This is a genomic window from Pseudonocardia broussonetiae (assembly GCF_013155125.1).
GTDB classification, from domain to species: Bacteria; Actinomycetota; Actinomycetes; order Mycobacteriales; family Pseudonocardiaceae; genus Pseudonocardia; species Pseudonocardia broussonetiae.
Map to the genome: position 1 here is coordinate 4,889,444 of NZ_CP053564.1, position 20,137 is coordinate 4,909,580.

Consider the following 20,137-nt stretch of genomic DNA (forward strand, 5'->3'; position numbering starts at 1 on the left):
GACCGGTCGACGCGGGCTGCCCGGGAGCAGCCTGGACCCGGCGGGCGGCTTCGGCGAGTCGTGAACGGGTGGATGTCGCGGCCCTCGGTGCCACCGGTCAGCGGATGCGTCGGCGCGGGGACGGCGGTATAACTCACGTCCGGGGTGACGCAGCTCACTGGAGCGGAACAGGGGCGGTCCGGACGGATCGATCACCCACCTCTCCCGAAAGCGCTTCCAGTCCTGACTGTGACCGACCGTCGTATACCCTGTCAAGGCTGCAGAAACGTTATGAAAGCGCTTCCGGTAGGCCTACGATGGTGCGATGAGCGTCACCCTGGCCGACGTCGCGCGGCGGGCCGGTGTGTCTCCGGCGACCGCGTCGCGCGCGCTCGGCGGACGCCCGCACGTCGCGCCGGCCACCCGGTTGCGGGTGCACCGGGCGGCCGACGAGCTCCAGTTCGTCGTCTCACCGGAGGCGTCGCGCCTGGCGGGCGGGTCGGGCGGGCGGGTCGGCGTCGTGGTGCCGCACCTCGCGCAGTGGTCGTGCGGCGCCGTGCTGGAGGGGCTCGAGCCGGTGCTGCGCGGGGCCGGTGTCGACGTGCTGCTCTACGGCGTCGGCGACGCCGCGGCGCGCACCGCGTTCTTCGCCGACCTGCCCGCGCGGCGCCGCGTCGACGCGCTGGTCGTGCTCGGCACGGCGCTCGACGAGCACGAGCGGGGCCGCCTCGAACTGATGGCCGTGCCGGTCGTGGCGGCGGCCGCGACGGGCCGGCAGCCGGGCGTCCACGTCGACGAGCACGCCGCCGCGCGGCACGCCGTCGACCACCTGCTGCACCTGGGCCACCGGCGGATCGGGGCGGTCGCCGCGGCCGGGCCGCTCGACGGTGTGCTCGACGGGGCGCTCGAGGCGTTCGCGGCCGCCCACCGGGAGGCGCTGCGCGGTGCGGGCTTCCCGCACGAGGACCTGCTCGTGCGGGTGGGGCGGGGTGCGTCCGGCGCGGCCGAGGGCGCGGGGCGCCTGCTCGGGCTGCGCGAGCCGCCGACGGCGGTGGTCGCGTCCAGTGACGAGGTCGCGCTGGGGGTCGTGCGGACGCTGGGTCGGGCGCGGCTGCGCGTGCCCGACGACGTGTCGGTGGTCGGGCTCGGCGACCACCCGCTGGCCGAGGCGGCCGACCTCACCACGGTGTGCCGGCCGGTGCGCGAGCAGGGCGCGGAGGCGGCGCGGATGGTGCTCGCGGCGCTGGTGGACGGAGCCGTGCCGCCGTCGGTCGTCCTGCCCTCGCGGCTGGTGGTGCGGGGGAGCACGGCGCCGCCGCGGAGCGCCTGAGTCGGGCGGGGCGGGCCGGGCGATTGGGGCCGGGCGATTGGGGTCAGGCGCTCGGGGTCAGGCGGCGCGGGGGAGCGGCGGCGCCGGCGCGTGCCGCGTCGCGATCGTCATGCCCGCCTCGATGAGCCAGAGCTGCGCCCGCGTGCAGGTCGGGCAGATCCAGAAGACGCCGCCGTCCGGTTCGTGCTGGCTGCTCCAGGCGAGGTCGCCGGGCGTGTGGGGGAGGGCGCAGAGCGGGCAGGTGTCCATGCCCGTGGAGCCTGTCCTACGCGCTTTGCCGTGCTGTGAACCGAGCGCTAACACCACGGTGCGTGGACGTCCTACTACAGCGAGTGGAGGAACCGCTCGATGCGCACGAGCGCCTCCTCCAGCTGCGGCAGCGCCGTCGCGTAGGAGCAGCGGATGTGGCCCTCGCCGGAGGGCCCGAACACGTCGCCCGGTACGACGGCGACGCTCTCGGCGTGCAGCAGCCGCTCCGCGAACGTCTCGGAGTCGAGCCCCGACGAGCGGATCGAGGGAAAGGCGTAGAAGGCGCCGCCGGGCTCCGGGCAGTCGAGCCCGATCTCGCGCAGTCCCTTGACGAACACGCGCCGGCGCCGGTCGTAGTCGGCGACCATCGCGTCGACGTCGTCGTCGGGCCCCGACAGCGCCTCGACGGCAGCGAGCTGCGAGACGTGCGGTGCGCACAGCATCGTGTACTGGTGCACGCGCACGCACAGCTCGGCCACCGCCTGCGGCGCGCAGATCCAGCCGACCCGCCAGCCCGTCATCGCGTGCGCCTTGGAGAACCCGCCGAGCAGCACGGTGCGCTCGCGGGCACCGGGCAGCGTGCCCAGGCAGGTGTGCGCGCCGGTGTACGTGAGGCGGTCGTAGATCTCGTCGGAGATGAGGTAGAGGTCGTGCTCCTCCGCGAGGCGGACGAGCCGCTCGAGGGCCTCCCGGGGCTGCACGGCGCCGGTCGGGTTGGCGGGGGAGCCGATGAGGATCGCCTTCGTGCGCGGCGTGATCGCGGCGGCGACCACGTCGGCGTCGATCGCGAAGTCGTCCTCCCAGCGCGTCGGCACCCGCACCGGCGTGCCCCCGGCGAAGCCGACGCACGGCTCGTAGGCGACGTAGCAGGGCTCCGGGACGATCACCTCGTCGTCGGGGTTGAGCAGCACGCGCAGCACGAGGTCGAGGCCCTCGGAGACGCCCGTGGTGATGAGGCACTCCTCGCGCGGGTCGTAGCGCGCGCCGTAGCGGGAGGCGAGGTCGTCGCAGATGAGCTCGCGCAGCCTCGGCAGGCCCGCGTTGGAGGTGTAGGTGGTGAACCCGTGCTCCAGGGCGTAGATCCCGGCCTCGCGGATGCGCCAGGGCGTGACGAAGTCGGGCTCGCCGACGCCCAGGGAGATGACGTCGTCCATCTCGGCGGCGATGTCGAAGAACCGCCGGATGCCCGACGGGGGGCAGGCCGCGATGACGGTGTTGAGCGGCTTCACGGCGTGACCGGCAGCCGGTGGTCGGGCTCGGGCGCGCTGAACGAGTCGCCGTCGCGCTTGTAGGTCTTGAGCACGAAGTGCGTGGCGGTGGCGCGGACGCGGTCGATCGTGGACAGCTTCTGCGACACGAAGTCCGAGACCGCGCGGATCGTCCGGCCGTCGACGGTGCAGCGCAGGTCCTGGCTGCCCGAGACCAGGTAGACGCTGCGGACCTCGGGGAAGCGGGCGATGCGCTCGGCGACGTCGTCGAAGCCGACCCCGCGGGCCGGGGCCAGCGAGACGTCGATGAAGGCGGTGACGGTCTCGGCGGTGGGGTCGTCGGTGACGGCGTCCCAGTCGACGACGGCCTTGTAGCGGCGGATCGCGCCGGAGGCCTCCCAGGCCGCGACGGCGGCGCTCACCTCCGCGACGGGGATGCCCGTCATCGTGGCGATCGTGTCGTGGGAGAGCTGGGCGTCGCGCTCCAGGAGTTCGAGGATCTGCCGCACGGGCCGACCCTACGTCGCGGCGCGCGCGAGCCGGCGCACCGCCTCGTCGACCACCCCTTCGGGATGCGAGGCGTAGCAGCAGCGCAGGCTCGACGGCGCCGGCTCCGCGACCGCGAACGCGCTGCCGGGCACGAACCCGACACCGGCCTCGAGGGCGCGGGGCAGCAGCGCGGTGGTGTCGACGCCGGGCAGGTCGAGCCAGCAGAACATCCCGCCCGTCGGCACGGAGCAGCGCGCGCCGGGCAGGTGCTCCGCCACGGCGGCGGTGAACGCGCGCGCCCGGGCGGCGGTGGCGTCGCGGACGCCGGCGAGGTGGGCGTCGAACCAGGCGGCGTCGGCGACGAGCTCGGCCGCGACCGCCTGCGTCAGCGACGACGTGCACAGGTCCGTGCACTGCTTGAGCAGCTCCACGGCGGCGAGCACCTCGGGCGGCCCGGACAGCCAGCCCACCCGCAGCGCCGGGGCCAGCACCTTCGACGCGCTGCCCAGGCGCACGACCCGGTCGGAGTGCGCGGCGACGGGCACGGGCGGCGCGCCGTCGAAGGCGAGCAGGCCGTAGGGGTCGTCCTCGACGACGACGAACCCGTACCGCTCGGCCAGCTCCGCGAGCCGCACCCGCCGGGGCGCGGACAGGGTCACCCCGCGCGGGTTGTGGAAGCTCGCGACGGTGTGGACGAGCCGCGGGCGCAGGCCGTCGCGCAGGTGGCGCTCGAGGTCGTCGACGCGCATGCCGTCGGCGTCGAGTCCCACGGGATGCAGCCGCGCGCCGGCGGCCTGGAACACCTGCAGCGCCCCGACGTAGGCGGGCTCCTCGACGACCACGTCGTCGCCGGCGTCGAGCAGGGCGCGGGCGACGAGGTCGAGCGCCTGCTGCGAGCCGGTGGTGACGACGACGTCCGCGACCTCCCGCCCGCACCGTCCGGTCTCGTGCGCGGCGAGCACCGCGCGCAGGGCCGGGAGGCCGGCCGTCTCGCCGTACTGGACCGACCTCGGGTCGGTGAGCGCCTTCGCCGCCGCTTCCGCGATGCGGGCGCGGGGCATGAGCTCGGCCGCGGGCAGCCCCCCGGCCAGACTGATCACCTCCGGGCGGGCGGTGAGGGCGAGCAGGTCGCGGATGGCCGAGCCGCGGACGGAGCGGGTGGCGGTGGAGAGGTGCACGGGGTCGCCTCACGGTCGATCGGACGGGCGGAGCGTCCTGGGTCGACAGGGCGGGTGGTGCGGGGGCCGGTGTGCCCGTGGGGTCCATGGTGCCGGACGGATCCCGTTGTTCGGAATGTCTTCCCGCATCTTGGGAAGCGCGTCGGGGGTGGATCGCGTCCTTGAGCTGCGCATCTGCTGGTCGTCGGCGGATGTCGGGACGTGCGTCGGTGGTTGGGGGGTGCGCGGGTCCTGTGGTGCTGCGTTCCGCGGGACGCGGGGCTCGGGTTCTGCGCTGCGATCCGCGGAACGCTCCCCGGGCGTGGGGGCTGCGTTCCGCAAAACGCGCGGCTCGGGGGCGGGCCGGCCTGGGCGTGCCGAGTTGTGGGGCGTTCCGGAACGCGCGAGCTGGTACAGCGAGCCGGGACGAGCGGATACGAGCCGGGACGCAGGGACCAGCGGGGACGATCGCAACGAGGCGGACCGAGCCGGGACATGTCGGAACGACCAGAATGGATCGGGACATGTCGGGACGAGCCGCGGTGAGCCCGGTCACCGCGTAGCCGGGACGAGCGAACGGTGTGCCGAACGGACGCCGGCGGGTTCCGCGCGACACCGGCCGGAAGTGGTCGCCGCGCGGGGTGCAGCGCGTTCCGCGGAACGCGGGTGGACGCCGGGCCAGTGGCCGGACGACGGGCGGGATCGGGACCGGCGACGGGACGGTCGGGGGGCGGAAGGCGGGGAGCCGCCGATTGATCATCAGGAGTGCGACGTCACGGTCGTCGCGAGGGCCGTGGTCGTGCGGTTCCGGTGATCAAGGCGGTCTTGCAGGTGGTGATCGTCAGGAGCGTGACCTCAGGGTCGTCACGAGGACCGTGGTGACGCACTCTCGGCGATCACCCGCGTCCCGGCACCACCCCTGCAGTCCACAGTCCTCCGCGTCCGCCCGCTGCCGCCCGCCGCCCGCTGCCCGCCGCCGCTGCCCCCCGCCGCTGCCGCCGCCGCTGCCGCCGCCCACTGTCCGTAGCGCCGCTCTTCGCCCGCCCGCGCGCCGCGCTCCCGATCTGGTAGCGCCCGCCACTGTCCGCGGGCGCCGCCTGCAGCCGCCGCTCGCAGCCGCCCGCCGCCGCGCCGCCCGCCGCCGCCCCCGATCTGGTGGCGCCTGCTCCACCCACTTGGCCCACCCACCCTTGCCCCGCCCCCCCACCCCACCTCCCCCCGACTGTCAGGGCCGGGTGGCAGGGTGTCTCCGTGACCTCCGACGCCGACGGCCTCTTCGACCTGCAGGAGCAGGCCCCCACCCCCGTCGACGTGCCCCGGGCGACGGCGCCCCTCGCCGTCCGCATGCGCCCCCGGGCGCTCGACGAGGTCGTCGGCCAGGCGCACCTGCTCGCGCCCGGCGCCCCGCTCCGCCGGCTCGTGGAGGGAGGGGCGGCGGCGTCGGTGCTGCTCTACGGCCCGCCCGGCACCGGCAAGACCACGATCGCGCGGCTGCTCTCGCAGGCGGGGTCGCGGCACTTCGTCGCGCTGTCGGCGCTGTCGTCGGGGGTGAAGGAGCTGCGCCAGGTCATCGACGACGCCCGCCGCCGCCGCGACCACCACGACCAGCAGACCGTCCTGTTCATCGACGAGGTGCACCGCTTCTCCAAGACCCAGCAGGACGCGCTGCTCGGGGCCGTGGAGGACCGGCTCGTGCTGCTCGTCGCGGCGACCACGGAGAACCCCTCGTTCTCGGTGGTCTCCCCGCTGCTCTCGCGGTCGCTGGTCCTGCAGCTGCGCTCGCTCACCGACGACGACGTCCGCGCGCTGCTGCGCCGGGCCGTGGCCGACGGGCGCGGGCTCAACAACGCGGTCGAGCTCGACGCCGGGGCCGAGGACGCGATCGTCCGCCTCTCCGGCGGCGACGCCCGCCGCGCGCTGACGGCGCTGGAGGCCGCGGCCGACGGGGTGGTCGGCACCGGCGCCACGACGCTCGACGTCGCCGCCGTCGAGCGCGCCGTCACCGAGGCGACGGTGCGCTACGACCGCCAGGGCGACCAGCACTACGACGTCATCAGCGCCTTCATCAAGTCCATCCGCGGCTCCGACGCCGACGCCGCGCTGCACTACCTGGCCCGGATGCTCGTGGCGGGGGAGGACCCGCGGTTCATCGCGCGGCGGCTGATGGTGCACGCCAGCGAGGACATCGGCCTCGCCGACCCCACTGCGCTGCAGGCCGCCACCGCCGCCGCGCAGGTCGTCCAGCTCGTCGGGCTGCCCGAGTGCCGGATCGCGCTCGCGCAGGCGACGCTGCACCTGGCCACGGCGCCGAAGTCGAACGCGGTGATCGTCGGCATCGACGAGGCGATGGCCGACGTCCGCGGCGGCGCGGCCGGCGCCGTGCCCCCGCACCTGCGCGACGGTCACTACGCCGGCGCGGAGAAGCTGGGCAACGCGGTGGGCTACCGCTACCCGCACGACAGCCCCGACGGCGTGCTGGCCCAGCAGTACCCCCCGGACGCGCTGGTCGGCCGCGACTACTACCGGCCCACCCCGCACGGCTCGGAGCGCACGCTGCGCGACCGGCTCGACAAGCTGCGCCGGGTCATCCGCGGGCTGCGCTGACCGGCGCCCAGGCGGGGTCGCGGCCCAGCAGCGCGAGCGTGCGCGACCACGGGTCGGTGCCGCCCGGCAGCGCCGGACCGAACGGGGCGCCGGGGGCGGTGCGGGCCTCGCCGTCCGGCACGCCCTCGGCGACCGCGAGCGCGGCGGCGACCAGGTCGTCGGCGTAGCGGACCTCCCGTCCGAGCGACGCGGCGACGTCCCAGCTGTGCACGAGGGTGTCGACGAGGTGGAACCCCACCACCACCGGCAGCGGGAGCGACACCCCGAACTCGGCGAGGTGCACCTCCCGGTCCGGGTCGGCGCGGGCGAAGGCGGCCACGACGTCGTCGAGGTGGCAGGAGCCGAGGCCCTCGGCGCCCGCCCGCGGGGCGAACGCCCCGACGTCGGCGACGGCGTCGGACGTGGCGGAGACGGCGGCGGCGAAGCCGTGGTCCTGCCCGGCCATGTGGGCCAGCAGGGTCGCGAGGTCCCACCCGGCGCAGGGCGTGAGCCGGGTGAGGTCGGCGGCGGTGACGGAGGCGAGGACCGGCCGGACGGCGTCGGCGGCGCGGGCGTGCAGCTCGATGATGTGCATACGCCGATCGTCTACCGATGCAGACGATCGGTCAAGCGCTATCGTCGCCGCATGCAGCGCCACGATCTCGGCGCGGCGTTCGCCGCACTGGCCCGCGCGCTGATGACCGCGGAGGAGCCGGTCCTGCGCGCGCACGAGGTCGGCATGTGGGAGTACGTCGTGCTCGCCGCCCTCGACCACGGCGACGCGCCCACCCAGGCCGAGCTGGCCGCGACGGTGCGCCGGGACAAGACCCGGCTCATCCCGATCCTCGACGCTCTCGAGGCGCGCGCCCTGCTGCGCCGCACGCCCGACCCGGCCGACCGGCGCAACCGCATCGTCGCCCTCACCCCGCAGGGTCGCGACCTCGTCCGGTCGTGCCGCCGCGGTGTCCGGGAGGTCGAGCGGGACCTGCTCGCCGGCGTCGACCCCGCCGACCGCGCCGCCTTCGTCCGCGTGCTCGACGCGCTGGCGGCGGACGCGGGCGGACTGGGCTGAGCGGCGGAGGACGGGCTACCCGGGGAGCGTCGTCCGGAACTGCATCGCCCGGTACGGCCAGTTCAGCGCGGTGTTCCACTGGCTGACCACCAGGTGCAGATCCGCGCGCGTCGAGCCGGGCAGCACGTAGCCGCCGTAGAGCTGGGCGACGCGGCCGGTGGCGTGGTCCTCGTCCTCCCACGCGCAGCCGTGCAGGACGGTCGTGCGGCGGGCGCGGTGCAGGTCGTCGAGCGGGGAGGCGAGGTCCAGCACGTCGATGCGGTAGTTCCCGGCGTCGAACGCCGACAGCAGCCAGCGGTCGGCGCCGCCGGGCTCGGGGACCCGGCGCAGGCTGAGCTCGCCGAACGCCCCCGGCAGGGCGACGGTGGGCGGGCGACCCCACGCCCACCCGTCGTCGGGGGTGAAGCCCCAGCTCTCCCAGGAACCCGGGTTCGTCAGCCGCTCGGCGGGCACGCGGTGCAGCACCAGGCCGTGGGCGCGCTGGAACCCGGTGGTGAAGGCGTAGACGAAGCCGTCGTCGCCGAGCTCCCAGGTGAGCATCTGGAACATCCCGCCGAGGTGCCCGCCCGGCCAGCGCACGCCGGTCGGCCGCCACGTGACGCCCTGGTCGCGCGAGGAGTGGATCTCCGTCCAGTGCACGTGCCCCAGCTCGCGGCACACCATGACGTGCAGGTACATGATGTCGCCGAGGGTGATGACGTCGGTCGGCAGCACCGTCGTCACGCGGCGGGGGCGGCGGGCGAACCAGCGCGGCATCTGGTGGAGGTAGCGGACGACCTGCCGCGCGCGCGGACCGCGGCCGCCGCTGCCCGTCCAGCGCACCCCGGTCGGCACCGACGCCGGGTCGCCGAACAGCACGACCGGCGAGCGCCAGCCGCGCCCGCCCGCGCGCGGGGACGCGAACGTGTCGCCGAAGACCGACACCAGCCGGCCGTCCGGGGCCGTCGTCGTGGTGCCGAGGTCGGTCCCGCCGATGCCGAACGCGTCGGTGTGGCCGGGGCCGGTGAGGTCGGCGACCTTGGACGTCGTCGTCACACCGCGTCCCGCTCGATCGGGCAGCTCATGCAGCGCGGCCCGCCCCGCCCGCGGCCGAGCTCGCCGCCGGGGATGTCGAGGACCTCGATGCCGTGGCGGCGCAGGAAGGTGTTGGTCGTGACGTTGCGCTCGTAGGTGACGACCACCCCGGGCGCGACGGCCAGGGTGTTGCAGCCGTCGTCCCACTGCTCGCGCTCGGCGGCGTGCACGTCCTGCTCCGCGGTGAGCACGCGGATCTCCGGCAGGCCCAGGACCTCGGCGATGGCGGCGTGCATGCCGTCCGGGGCGTGGTCGGTGACGTGCAGCTCCTTCTCGTTGTCGCCGGGGCGCACGGTGTAGGCGGGCAGCATCCCCAGGCCCGCGTACTTCGTGAACGTCTCGGGATCGACCATCGTCATCACGGTGTCGAGGTGCATCAGCGCGCGCGTCTCGGGCATGCGCAGCGCGACGATCCGGTCGACGTCGCCGCCCGCGAACAGCGTCCGCGCCAGCCGCTCGACGCCCGCCGCCGTCGTCCGCTCGCTCATCCCGATCAGGACCGCGCCGCCTCCGAGCACCAGCATGTCGCCGCCCTCGGTGGTGGCGACGCCGTTCTCCGAGCCGGCCGACCAGGTGCGGAACGCGGCGTCCGCGAAGAGCGGGTGCCACCGGTAGACGGCCTCGTAGTGCACCGTCTCCCGCACCCGCGCCTGCTTGCGCATGCTGTTGATCGAGACCCCGCCGCCGATCCACGCCGACGTGTCGCGCGTGTAGAGGTGGTTGGGCAGCGGCTCGAGGACGAAGTCGTCGGGGTCCAGGACGTGGAAGGCGATCGAGCGCGGCTCGGGGATCCGGTCGAGCACCTCGCGCTTGGTGATCCCGCCGACGAGGTGCTCGGTGAGCGTGTCGAGGTCCATGGCGTCGAAGCAGTTGCGCAGGGCGTCGATCGCGAGCGGGCCGTAGACGCGCTCGTCGAAGATCCGGTCCAGGACGTAGGCCTGGGCCTCCGGGATCTCGACGGTCGTCCTGAGCAGCTCGCCGAACAGGTGCACGGTGACGCCGCGCTGCGCGAGCACCTCGGCGAACCGGTCGTGCTCCTCCTGCGCGCGCTGCACCCACAGCACGTCGTCGAACAGGAGCCGGTCCTTGTTGCCGGGCGTGAGGCGCTTCAGCTCCAGGCCGGGGCGGTGCAGGATCACCTGGCGGAGCTGTCCGACCTCGGAGTCGACGCGGTACATGCCTGCCATCCTGCACCGCCCCGACCCCACCCCGGTCGGCGAGCGCCTCAGCCGAGGCCGATCTCCAGGTTCGGCACCTGCGGGCTCTCCGCCGACCCGAACCGCTTCCAGCCGAGCGGGTCGACCTCGTCGGTGGCGCGCAGCAGCACCGTCCCGGTCGGGACGCCCGCGGCCGACCAGGCCCGGACCAGCTCGGTGACGTCGACCTGCGTCCAGCCCGCGGCGCAGGCGGCGGAGTTGCCGCGCGTCTCGGTGCTCGTCGCCCAGACGCGCTCGGCCACGGGCTGGTTCGCGAAGCGCGTCGCGGGACCGACGGCGGGGGAGGACCACACCTCCCACGACGCGGGCCGGCACGACGACGACCACTCCTGGTGCACCCGCAGCGTCGCCGTGGTGATCGGCCGTCCGGTGACCTCGGCGAGGTCGAAGGTCAGGAAGCTGCGCGCCACGGCGGTGCCGTCGTAGCTGCCCAGGCGCAGGTCGGGGTCGCCGGAGGCGTCGCTGCGCAGGATCGTCGACTGCACGGTGGTGTCGAACGGGGCGGGCGCGGTGCCGGTGACCGGCGCCGACGCGACGACCCGGCTGACGGCGGACTCCGTGGCCGTGCCCTCGACGACGCGCTCGGCGCCCGCGGCGGTCGTGGCCAGCGCCAGCACCGGCGTCGGCCCGACCGCGGTGCCCGCCCGCCGGATCGACGCGGCGAAGCCCGACCGGGTCGCCTCGACGACGAGGTCGTAGCCGGGCACGACCTGCGGGTAGGTCGCCCGGTGCCCGGCCAGCTCCGGTGCGGGCAGGGGGCCCGGGGCGACGGGGGCGAGCGCGGCGGACCCGCCGCCCGCCCAGTGCACGACCGGCCCGGCCGGGGTGAGCGCGAGGTCGTGCTCCGACGCCGCCGGCCGCACGACGCCGTCCGGCGAGGTCACGAGCGTCAGGTCGACGGGCACCCACTCGGCGCCGCGCCGCAGCTGGACGGGTCCGGCGAAGAGGGTGACGGCGCGCGACCCGTCGACGCGCGCGGTGCTCGTGCTGGTCTCGGTGCGTCGCTCGGGACCGTCGGGTTCGTCCGCGTGCGCGGTGCCGGGCAGGGCCAGTGCGAGCGCGGCACCCAGGATCACCGCGGTGCGTGCCGCGTGGGTTCTCATGATCGTAAGGAGTAGGGGTGGTCACGCGGGGCCGACAAGATCCACCGCCGCATCGCACCCACAACGGTGACGGCGTCCATCCGATCGGGGACGGCGTCACCGGCGGATCGCCGGACGGTACGGCCGTTCGGCGTCAGGAGCGGCGGCGGAACGGCCGCCCACCCACTGCGTCGTTCAGCAGCAGCTCGGGGCGGAGCGCGCCGAACAGCACCGTGAGCAACAGCTCCGCCCGGGCCTCGGCGGGCTCGTCGGGGCGGTTCATGGTGCGGGTCAGCATCGTGTTGACGACCATCGTGGCCAGGTCGCCCGCCGCGGGGTAGGGCCGCAGTTCGCCCGTGCGCTGGCCGTGCTCGATGACGATCCGGATCGCGTCGGGCACCGGCGCGAGCAGCCGGGGGTCGATCTCGTCGGTCGGGTCGGCGGGACCGTCGACGCGGATCGTGTAGTCCTGCACGGCGGCGAAGAACGACGTGGCGAGCTCGCGGTGCCGGGAGGTGGTCCGGGCCAGGGCCCTGACCTGGTCCTCCAGTGCGGCGACGACGGGCCGGTCCGCCGCGATGTCGCGCTCGGCCTGGACGAACAGCGGGTGCACCAGCGGCGCGAAGACGTGCCCGATCAGCGTGTGCTTGGACGGGAAGTGGTTGTAGGCGGTGGCGGCGCTGACGCCGGCGGCGGCCGCGATGTCCTCGATGCGCGTGCGCGCCCAGCCGCGCGATCCGAACGTGGCGTCGGCGGCGTCCAGCAGTGCGCGCCGTGTTCGGTCGCGCTTCGTCTGGGCGGCCCGGGCCCGTGGATCGGCCGGTCGGGGTGGGTCGGCGGAGGACATTGAGCGCAGAGTAACCAACTTGCGGTCGAACTGCTCTTGACTCCAACTTGGCGTGTCACCCAAAATGCGTACTTGAACGATGAACGAGTTCGCTCCGACGGGCACAGCGGGGCGGCTCGGGAGGGTGTCGGGACCGGATGCGTCGGGGGACGCTCGGGCATCCCGCGGACCTCCGTCGCAAGGTCGCTCGACCGCCGCTGCCGGACCCCGGGTCCGGGCGGCAGACCGCACGAGGCCGACGTCACGCGCCGGCCCCAGGAGGGGAACCCGCGATGAACGAGTACGTCCGATGACCGCCGCCACCGTCCTGGAGCGGGCCCTCGAGGCCGCCCGTGACGGAGCCGCCGCCGAGGTGTCGACCCCCGTGGCCGTCACGTCCGCCGTCGAGTCCATGGTCGCCGCCGCGGTCGCCGACGAGATCGGGGCGCGTGAGCGACTTCTCAGCACGATTCACCCGTTCGTGTTGCGCTACTGCCGTGCGCGGCTCGGTCGGCAGGAGAGCGTCTCGGGTTCGGCCGACGACGTCGCGCAGGAGGTCTGCCTCGCGGTCGTGAGCGCGCTGCCCTCGTACACGATGCGCGGGCTGTCGTTCCGCGCCTTCGTCTACGGCATCGCGGCGCACAAGGTCACCGACGCGTTCCGGGCGATCGGGCGCAACCGCACGGAGCCCGTCGCCGACCTGCCCGACGTCCCCGTCGCCGACGACGGCCCCGAGCACCGCCTGCTGGCCCACGAGCTGAACGAGCGCCTCGGCGGCCTCCTCGACGTGCTCACCCCGCGCCAGCGCGAGGTGCTCGTCCTGCGCATCGCCGTCGGGCTCAGCGCCGAGGAGACCGCCGCCGCCGTCCGGTCCACGCCCGGGGCCGTCCGCGTTACCCAGCACCGCGCGCTCAACCGCCTGCGGGCCTCGCTCGAGACCACCGGTGGGGACCTCGTCCTGCCGGTGCCGCGCCTGCCGCTCGACGCCCGCTGACCGCCGTCCCCGCGCCGGGCCGGTGATCGTCACCGGTCCGGCGCGGCGGCCGTGACCCCGGGTGGCGGGCCGTACCCCGCGCGGTAGCCTGACCGCCGATCACACCCTGTGTCGGAACGGTTCGAGGAGGCTTCGTGTCGGCTGGTCAGATCGCCGCGCTGATCGCCGCGGGGGCGTTCGTCGTCCTCGTGCTGCTGCTGGCGGTCCCGCTGCTCAAGCTGGGTCGCACCCTCGACGAGGCGACGGTGGCCATCCGCAAGGCGCACGAGGGCAGCACGCCGCTGCTCGACAACGCGCAGACGACGCTGCACCAGGTCAACACGCAGCTGGAGCGCGTCGACGGCATCACCTCCAGCGCCCGCACCGTCACCAGCAACATCTCGGTGCTCACCTCGCTGTTCACCGCCACGCTCGGTGGCCCGCTGGTCCGTGCCGCCGCCTTCTCCTACGGCCTGAACAAGGCCGTCAAGGCCCGTCGCGCCGGCCGCGACGCCGGGGCGCACTCGCTGCGGACCCGCCCGGGCCGTCTCCGGAGGAAGAAGTGAAGAGGCTGTTCTGGCTCGGGGTCGGCGCGGCCGCCGGCTCCTACGTCACCCGCCGCGCCTCGCGCGCGGCCCAGGCCGTCACCCCGGCCGGCATCGGCGAGAACATCGCCGACGGACTCCGCGAGCTCGGGGCCGGCCTCGGCGCGTTCGGCGCGGAGGTCCGCGCCGGGATGACCGCGCGCGAGCGCGAGCTCACGGAGCTGGTCGAGCGCCGCACCGGTGGCCACGTGCCGACCTTCTCCGAGGCGGTGGCCGAGCCGGCCCCCGTCCTCGACCCCCGGGACCGAGCGCCGCGGGCGGGGAACTAACCCCGCCGCTCCGCGCGCCCCGACCCCTTCTGGCAGAGAGCACCGCCGTGCAGACCCACGAGATCGTCCGCCGCTTCACCGACCACTTCACGGCCGCCGGCCACACCCGCGTGCCCAGCGCGTCGCTCATCCTCGACGACCCGAACCTGCTGTTCGTCAACGCCGGGATGGTGCAGTTCAAGCCGTACTTCCTCGGGGAGGTGCCGGCGCCGTACCCGACCGCCACGTCGATCCAGAAGTGCGTGCGCACCGGCGACATCGACGAGGTCGGCCGCACCACGCGCCACAACACGTTCTTCCAGATGGCCGGCAACTTCTCCTTCGGCGACTACTTCAAGGCCGGCGCGATCGAGCACGCCTGGACGTTGATCACCGACTCGTTCGGCTTCGACCCCGAGCGCCTCTGGGCCACGGTCTACCTCGACGACGACGAGGCCGAGCAGCTGTGGCGGCGGTACCTGCCCGCGGAGCGCATCCAGCGCCGCAGCGGCAAGGACAACTACTGGGACATGGGCGTGCCCGGCCCCGGCGGCCCGTGCTCGGAGATCTACTACGACCGCGGCCCCGAGCACGGCCGCGACGGCGGGCCCGAGGCCGACGAGGACCGCTACCTGGAGATCTGGAACCTGGTCTTCATGCAGGACGTCCGCGGTGAGCTGTCCCCGAAGCTGGGGCACCCGCCGATCGGCCGCCTGCCCCGGCCCAACATCGACACCGGCATGGGCGTCGAGCGCGTCGCGACGCTGCTGCAGGGCGTCGAGAACGTCTACGAGACCGACCTCGTCCGCCCGGTGATCGCCCGCGCCGAGGAGTTCTCCGGCCGCCGCTACGGGGCGAGCACCGAGGACGACGTCCGCTTCCGCGTGATCGCCGACCACGCGCGCTCCGGCGTCATGATCATCGGTGACGGCGTGACGCCGTCCAACGAGGGCCGCGGCTACGTCCTGCGCCGCCTGCTGCGCCGCATCGTGCGCTCCGCGCGCCTGCTCGGCGTGCACGAGCCGGTGCTCGGGTCGTTCGCCGAGGTCGTCCGCGACGCGATGAGCCCCACCTACCCGGAGCTGGTCACCGACTTCGAGCGGATCTCCGCGGTCGTGCGCGCCGAGGAGGAGGCCTTCCTGCAGACGCTGACGGCGGGCTCGCGGATCTTCGACACCGCCGTCGCGGAGACGAAGTCGGCCGGCGCGACCGTGCTGCCCGGCGACCGCGCGTTCCAGCTGCACGACACGTACGGATTCCCGATCGACCTCACGCTGGAGATGGCGTCCGAGGCGGGTCTGGACGTCGACCGCGAGCGGTTCACCGCGCTCATGCAGGAGCAGCGCACCCGGGCCAAGGCCGACGCGGCCAAGCACAAGGTGGGCCACGGCGGCGACGGCTCGGTCTACCGCGCGCTGCTCGACACCCACGGCGCCGTCGACTTCCTCGGCTACACCGAGCTCGTCGCCGAGGCCACCGTCATCGGGCTGCTCGTCGACGGCGTCCCGGCGCCGGCCGCGCGCGAGGGCGACGCGGTCGAGGTCGTGCTCGACCGCACCCCCTTCTACGCCGAGGCGGGCGGGCAGCAGGCCGACACCGGCGAGCTGCGCGGCGCGTCGTTCACCGTCCGCGTCGATGACGTGCAGGCGCCCGTCGCCGGGCTGCGGGTGCACCGCGGCACCGTCACGGCGGGCGAGGTGTCGCTCGACGCGGCCGTCGTCGCCGAGGTCGACCGCAGCCGCCGCCTCGCGATCTCCCGCGCCCACACCGCGACCCACCTGGTGCACGCGGGCGTCCGGGGCGCGCTGGGCCCGTCGGCCGCACAGGCGGGCTCGCTCAACGCCCCCGGCCGGATGCGGTTCGACTTCACCTCGCCCGGCGGCGCGGTCGCCCCGGCCGCACTGGCCGAGATCGAGGACGAGGTCAACACCGTCCTGCAGGAGAACCGCGAGGTGGAGGCCTACGAGACCTCCATGGACGAGGCGCGGCGGCTCGGCGCGATGATGCTGTTCGGCGAGAAGTACGGCGACCGCGTGCGCGTCGTCGACATGGGGGAGTACTCCCGCGAGCTGTGCGGCGGCACGCACGTCGGGCGCACCGGCGAGATCGGCATGGTCAAGGTGCTGTCGGAGGCCTCGATCGGCTCCGGGGTGCGCCGCGTCGACGCGCTCGTCGGGCTCGACGCCTTCCGCTTCCTCTCGCGCGAGCACCTGCTGGTCTCGAACCTCGCCGAGCAGCTCAAGGCCCGGCCCGAGGACATCCCGGAGCGCATCAACTCCCTGGTGGAGCGCCTGCGCACCGCCGAGCGCGACCTCGACAAGGTCCGCGCCGACGCCGTGCTGTCGTCGGCGGGCGCGCTCGCCGAGGGCGCCGAGGACGTCGGAGGGGTCGCGCTCGTGGCCGTCGCCGCGCCCGACGGCGTCGGCGGCAACGACCTGCGCGCACTGGCCGCCGACGTGCGGGGCCGGCTGGGCTCGCGCCCGGGCGTCGTCGCGCTGTTCTCCTCCGACGGGGAGAAGGTGGCCTTCGTCGTCGCGACGACGGCGGCCGCGCGCGACGCGGGGCTCGCCGCCGGGAAGCTGATCCCGGCCTTCGCGGGCGCCGTGGGCGGGCGGGGCGGCGGCAAGCCGGACCTCGCGCAGGGCGGGGGCACCGACCCGTCCGGCGTCCCGGCCGCGGTCGACGCGCTGCGGGCGCACCTGCGTGCCCGCTGAGCAGGTGGGCGCTGAGCAGGTGCCCGCTGACCGGCCGTCGCGGCGCGGGCGGCGGATCGGCATCGACGTCGGCTCGGTCCGGGTCGGCGTCGCGCTGTCGGACCCGGACGGGCTGATCGCGACGCCCCTGGTCACCGTGCCGCGCGACGTCGCGGGCGGCACCGACGTCGTCGCGGTGGCCGCGCTGGTGGCCGAGCACGAGGCCGTCGGCGTGGTCGTCGGGCTGCCGCGCACGCTCGCCGGGCGCGAGGGCCCGGCCGCGGAGGCGGCGCGGGTGTTCGTCGCCGCGCTGGAGCCGGCGCTGACGGTGCCGGTCGAGCTGTCCGACGAGCGCCTGACCACGGTCGTCGCCACCCGCCAGCTCCGCGAGAGCGGGCGCAAGGGGCGGAAGCAGCGGGCGGTCGTCGACCAGGTCGCGGCCGTCGGCATCCTGCAGGGCTGGCTGGACAGCCATCGCTGAAGAACGGACACCCGGGCACGAACCGGGCGACCCGGACGGGTCGGCGTCCGAACCCCCTCCCAGCGCCGATCGTGCGCGATCGTTACCCTCCGGCCCTGTGGACATCGACGGCCCGACGACGCGGTTGCGCAGTGTCACCGAATCGGGTGGCGACCACCGATCCGGGGGAGTCCCGGATGGGGGAAGCGACGCCGAGACCGCGCCGATCCGCGTCGTGCGGGCCGCGCCGGTCCGCCACGAGCCCACGGCCGCGTCGGCCGGCTCCGACTCCGTCCCCGGTTCCGACGACGACGCCCCGCGCGCCCGGCGCCGGGCCGCTCCGGCCCGTCGGTCGCCGGGGCGGGGGCAGCGCCGCGGGGTCCTGCTGCTGGCCGTCGCCGTCCTGCTGGCCGGCGTGCTGGGCGGCGCCTACTACCTGTTCCGGTCGCTGACCGCGGCGCCCGACTTCGAGGGCGCGGGGGAGGGCGACGTCGTCGTGCAGGTCGCCGACGGCGACTCCACCGCCGCCATCGGCCGCACGCTGGAGAGCAGCGGGGTCGTCGCGAGCGTGGCGGCGTTCCTCGAGGCGGCCCGGCAGGACGACCGCATCCTCGGCGTGCAGCCCGGCTCGTACCAGATGCGGGCGCGGATGTCGGCCGCCGCGGCGGTGGAGCGCCTGCTCGACCCGGAGGCCCGCGTCGGGCAGCTGGAGATCCGCGGCGGCGTGCAGCTCGACGACACCAGCGCCCCCGACGGCACCGTCGCGCCCGGCGTGCTCAGCCTCGTCTCGCGCGCCAGCTGCGCCCGGCTCGACGGCGCGGAGTCCTGCGTGTCGGTCGACGAGCTGCGCGCGGCGATGGCCGAGACCGACCCGGCCGAGCTCGGGGTGCCCTCGTGGGCCCTGGACGCGGTGGCCGCGGCCGACCCGGTGCGCCGGCTGGAGGGCCTGCTCGTGCCCGGCGTCTACGAGGTGGAGCCCGGGCGCTCGGCCGTCGAGGTGCTGCAGGCGCTGCTGGCCACGTCCACGGCGCAGCTGGAGGCGAGCGGCATCGTCTCCGGCGCCGCGGCGATGGGCTCCTCGCCCTACGAGGTGCTGGTGATCTCCTCGCTGGTGGAGAAGGAGGGCATCACGCCGGACATGCCCAAGGTCGCGCGCGTGGTCTACAACCGCCTCGGCGCCGGGCAGCGCCTGGAGCTCGACTCCACCGTCAACTACCCGCTCGACCTGCAGGCCTTGCGCACCACGGCCGAGGACCGCGCCGCGCCCGGCCCGTACAACAGCTACGCCACCGCCGGACTGCCGCCGACGCCGATCGCCGCGCCCGGCCGGGAGGCCATCGCCGCCGCGCTCGCCCCGGAGCCGGGGCCGTGGTTCTTCTTCGTGCGCTGCCAGACCGACGGCACCTCGTGCTTCGCGGAGACGTTCGCCGAGCACACCGCGAACGTCGCGCTGGCGCGGGAGAACGGCGCGTTCTAGGAGCTCGCTCCTCGGACGCCGCCCTCCCTCGCCCTCACGGCGGCCGTCACGGCCGCCCGAAGAAGCCCGAAGGCGGCACCGGGGACGGGACGGCCGCGCGGTCGGACGGTGCGGTGCTCGCCATCGCGCGCACCCTCGCGTCGTCGAGGACGCGGGCCGGGAACGGGTCGGCCGCGGCCGCGCGGACCAGGCCGTCGAGGGGGAGCTCGCGGTCGGAACCGACGAGCACGACGTTGCCGAAGCGCCGCCCGTCGAGCACCGCCGGGGCGACGAGGGCCGCGAGGTGCGCGAACACGCCGGCCGCCGCCGCGAACTGCGTGCGCGCGAACGCCAGGCCCTCCCCGTCGGCGACGTTGGCCACGTAGGTGCCGCCCGGGGCCAGCACGCGCGCGGCGTCGGCGACGAACTCCGTGCTCGTCAGGTGGGCCGGGGTGCGGGCGCCGGCGAACACGTCGAGCACCAGCAGGTCGACCGACGCCGCGGCGGCCCGGGCCAGCGCGGCGCGGGCGTCGCCGACGACGACGTCGAGGTCGAGCCCGTCGGCGGGCAGCCACGTCGACACCAGGTCGACCAGCCCGCCGTCGATCTCGACGACCCGCTGCCGCGAGCCGGGCCGGGTGACCGCGACGTAGCGCGGCAGCGTCCACGCGCCACCGCCCAGGTGCAGCGCGCGCAGCGGCGACCCGGGGTCGGCGACGAGGTCGACGACGTGGGCCGTGCGGCGCACGTACTCGAACTCCAGGTGCGTCGGATCGTCGAGGTCGACGTGCGACTGCGCCGTGCCGTCGACGAGCAGCGTCCAGGCCTGCGACCGGTCCGGATCGCCGAGCAGCTCCGCGACGCCGTGGTCGACCTCGGCGCGGACCGAGGCGCGGGCCGTGCGCCCGCCGCGCGCGGGCCTCAGAGTCCGGCCCAGCCGTAGACGTGGTCGACGGTGGCGCTGAGCAGCACGCGGCCGTCGGCGACCATCGCGGTGCGGTACTCGTCCCAGTCGGGGTGCTCGCCGCGCAGGTCGCGGTAGAGGTCGACGAGCGCCTCGACGGTGGCGTCGTGCGGGTCGGCGGCCACCGGCGTCAGCTCGGCGGTGGCCTCGGCGACCGCGTAGCCACCCAGGTCGGGGCGCGTGACCTGGTAGGACAGGCGCGGGTCGCGGCGGAGGTTGCGGGTCTTGGCGCGGTCGTCGGTGACCGAGATCCGCAGCCGGCGGGTGCCGGGGTCGAACGCGTGGGAGACCACCGACGACTGCGGACGCCCGTCGCGCTTGAGCGTGATCAGCGTGCCGCCCCCGATCTCGGTGAACAGGGCGAGCAGCTGCGGGTCCAGGGCCATGGGTGCTCCGGTCGGACGGTGATCGATGTGTCCGTTCCGGAGTACCACACCGGACCGCCGCGGGGCGGTGGTCGGGCGGGTGACGG

At 75.2% G+C, this 20,137-nt stretch carries 20 protein-coding genes; 9 read left to right on the plus strand and 11 right to left on the minus strand.

All coding sequences use genetic code 11. The features are described from left to right. Positions 1-304: 304 nt before the first annotated feature. Positions 305-1,309 (plus strand): LacI family DNA-binding transcriptional regulator, encoded by a 1,005-nt coding sequence (locus HOP40_RS23760; RefSeq protein WP_172162113.1) that lies wholly within the window; start codon positions 305-307, stop codon positions 1,307-1,309. Positions 1,310-1,366: 57 nt separating this feature from the next. Here HOP40_RS23760 and HOP40_RS23765 read toward each other — a convergent pair whose 3' ends face one another. From HOP40_RS23765 to HOP40_RS23780, 4 genes are all read right to left on the minus strand, one after another. After that, entirely contained in the window at positions 1,367-1,558 is a 192-nt protein-coding gene (locus HOP40_RS23765) for a hypothetical protein (RefSeq protein ID WP_172162115.1), read from the minus strand. A gap of 74 nt (positions 1,559-1,632) precedes the next feature. Next, complete coding sequence (locus tag HOP40_RS23770; RefSeq protein WP_172162117.1) at positions 1,633-2,787, minus strand: aminotransferase class I/II-fold pyridoxal phosphate-dependent enzyme; 1,155 nt, start codon at positions 2,785-2,787, stop codon at positions 1,633-1,635. Next, on the minus strand, positions 2,784-3,275 hold the full coding sequence (locus HOP40_RS23775; protein WP_172162119.1) for an Lrp/AsnC family transcriptional regulator: 492 nt from the start codon (positions 3,273-3,275) through the stop codon (positions 2,784-2,786). The genes HOP40_RS23770 and HOP40_RS23775 overlap by 4 nt, the downstream gene beginning before the upstream one ends. Positions 3,276-3,284: 9 nt before the next feature. Then, a complete protein-coding gene (locus HOP40_RS23780) occupies positions 3,285-4,433 on the minus strand; it encodes an aminotransferase-like domain-containing protein (RefSeq protein WP_205346891.1) in 1,149 nt (382 codons plus the stop codon). A 1,260-nt stretch (positions 4,434-5,693) separates the two neighbouring features. On the opposite strand from HOP40_RS23780, the gene HOP40_RS23785 reads away from it, so the two are divergent. After that, complete coding sequence (locus HOP40_RS23785; protein ID WP_240157822.1) at positions 5,694-7,016, plus strand: replication-associated recombination protein A; 1,323 nt, start codon at positions 5,694-5,696, stop codon at positions 7,014-7,016. Here the strand turns inward: HOP40_RS23785 and HOP40_RS23790 are convergent. After that, positions 6,997-7,590 carry a TIGR03086 family metal-binding protein gene (locus tag HOP40_RS23790; RefSeq protein WP_172162121.1) on the minus strand — a complete coding sequence of 198 codons (594 nt, stop codon included), beginning with the start codon at positions 7,588-7,590 and terminating at the stop codon, positions 6,997-6,999. The genes HOP40_RS23785 and HOP40_RS23790 overlap by 20 nt on opposite strands. Positions 7,591-7,641: 51 nt before the next feature. Here HOP40_RS23790 and HOP40_RS23795 point away from each other — a divergent pair, with 51 nt between their 5' ends. Further along, positions 7,642-8,067 carry a MarR family winged helix-turn-helix transcriptional regulator gene (locus tag HOP40_RS23795; protein ID WP_172162123.1) on the plus strand — a complete coding sequence of 142 codons (426 nt, stop codon included), beginning with the start codon at positions 7,642-7,644 and terminating at the stop codon, positions 8,065-8,067. A gap of 15 nt (positions 8,068-8,082) precedes the next feature. On the opposite strand, the gene HOP40_RS23800 is transcribed toward HOP40_RS23795, so the two are convergent. From HOP40_RS23800 to HOP40_RS23815, 4 genes are all read right to left on the minus strand, one after another. Further along, positions 8,083-9,102, minus strand: a complete 1,020-nt coding sequence (locus HOP40_RS23800) for a DUF4185 domain-containing protein (RefSeq protein WP_172162125.1) — start codon at positions 9,100-9,102, stop codon at positions 8,083-8,085. Further along, positions 9,099-10,319 (minus strand): arginine deiminase, encoded by a 1,221-nt coding sequence (locus tag HOP40_RS23805; RefSeq protein ID WP_172162127.1) that lies wholly within the window; start codon positions 10,317-10,319, stop codon positions 9,099-9,101. Before HOP40_RS23805 ends, HOP40_RS23800 begins: the two co-directional genes overlap by 4 nt. Before the next feature lie 47 nt (positions 10,320-10,366). After that, on the minus strand, positions 10,367-11,461 hold the full coding sequence (locus HOP40_RS23810) for a DNRLRE domain-containing protein (RefSeq protein ID WP_172162129.1): 1,095 nt from the start codon (positions 11,459-11,461) through the stop codon (positions 10,367-10,369). A 133-nt stretch (positions 11,462-11,594) separates the two neighbouring features. Continuing rightward, a complete protein-coding gene (locus HOP40_RS23815) occupies positions 11,595-12,287 on the minus strand; it encodes a TetR/AcrR family transcriptional regulator (protein ID WP_172162132.1) in 693 nt (230 codons plus the stop codon). 391 nt (positions 12,288-12,678) lie between these two features. Between HOP40_RS23815 and shbA the strand changes: the two genes are divergently transcribed. The 6 genes from shbA to HOP40_RS23845 all read left to right on the plus strand — a co-directional run bounded on the left by shbA (position 12,679) and on the right by HOP40_RS23845 (position 18,722). After that, positions 12,679-13,260: an RNA polymerase sigma factor ShbA gene (shbA, locus tag HOP40_RS23820; RefSeq protein ID WP_240157823.1), complete on the plus strand. Its 582-nt coding sequence runs from the start codon at positions 12,679-12,681 to the stop codon at positions 13,258-13,260. Between the two features lie 134 nt (positions 13,261-13,394). Next, on the plus strand, positions 13,395-13,805 hold the full coding sequence (locus tag HOP40_RS23825; RefSeq protein ID WP_172162136.1) for a DUF948 domain-containing protein: 411 nt from the start codon (positions 13,395-13,397) through the stop codon (positions 13,803-13,805). Then, positions 13,802-14,113, plus strand: coding sequence for a hypothetical protein (locus tag HOP40_RS23830; protein ID WP_172162138.1), 312 nt, complete (start codon positions 13,802-13,804; stop codon positions 14,111-14,113). Before HOP40_RS23825 ends, HOP40_RS23830 begins: the two co-directional genes overlap by 4 nt. A 47-nt stretch (positions 14,114-14,160) precedes the next feature. After that, the gene (gene alaS / locus HOP40_RS23835) at positions 14,161-16,806 is read left to right on the plus strand and encodes an alanine--tRNA ligase (protein WP_172162140.1); all 2,646 of its coding nucleotides are present in this window, start codon (positions 14,161-14,163) and stop codon (positions 16,804-16,806) included. Between the two features lie 19 nt (positions 16,807-16,825). Continuing rightward, the gene (ruvX, locus tag HOP40_RS23840) at positions 16,826-17,266 is read left to right on the plus strand and encodes a Holliday junction resolvase RuvX (RefSeq protein WP_172162142.1); all 441 of its coding nucleotides are present in this window, start codon (positions 16,826-16,828) and stop codon (positions 17,264-17,266) included. Positions 17,267-17,480: 214 nt separating this feature from the next. Next, positions 17,481-18,722, plus strand: coding sequence for an endolytic transglycosylase MltG (locus HOP40_RS23845; RefSeq protein ID WP_172162144.1), 1,242 nt, complete (start codon positions 17,481-17,483; stop codon positions 18,720-18,722). 46 nt (positions 18,723-18,768) lie between these two features. Here HOP40_RS23845 and HOP40_RS23850 read toward each other — a convergent pair whose 3' ends face one another. Together HOP40_RS23850 and HOP40_RS23855 are read right to left on the minus strand one after the other, a co-directional pair. After that, the gene (locus HOP40_RS23850; RefSeq protein ID WP_172168998.1) at positions 18,769-19,638 is read right to left on the minus strand and encodes a spermidine synthase; all 870 of its coding nucleotides are present in this window, start codon (positions 19,636-19,638) and stop codon (positions 18,769-18,771) included. Continuing rightward, positions 19,623-20,051: a PPOX class F420-dependent oxidoreductase gene (locus HOP40_RS23855; RefSeq protein WP_172162146.1), complete on the minus strand. Its 429-nt coding sequence runs from the start codon at positions 20,049-20,051 to the stop codon at positions 19,623-19,625. Before HOP40_RS23855 ends, HOP40_RS23850 begins: the two co-directional genes overlap by 16 nt. Between the last annotated feature and the right edge of the window lie 86 nt (positions 20,052-20,137).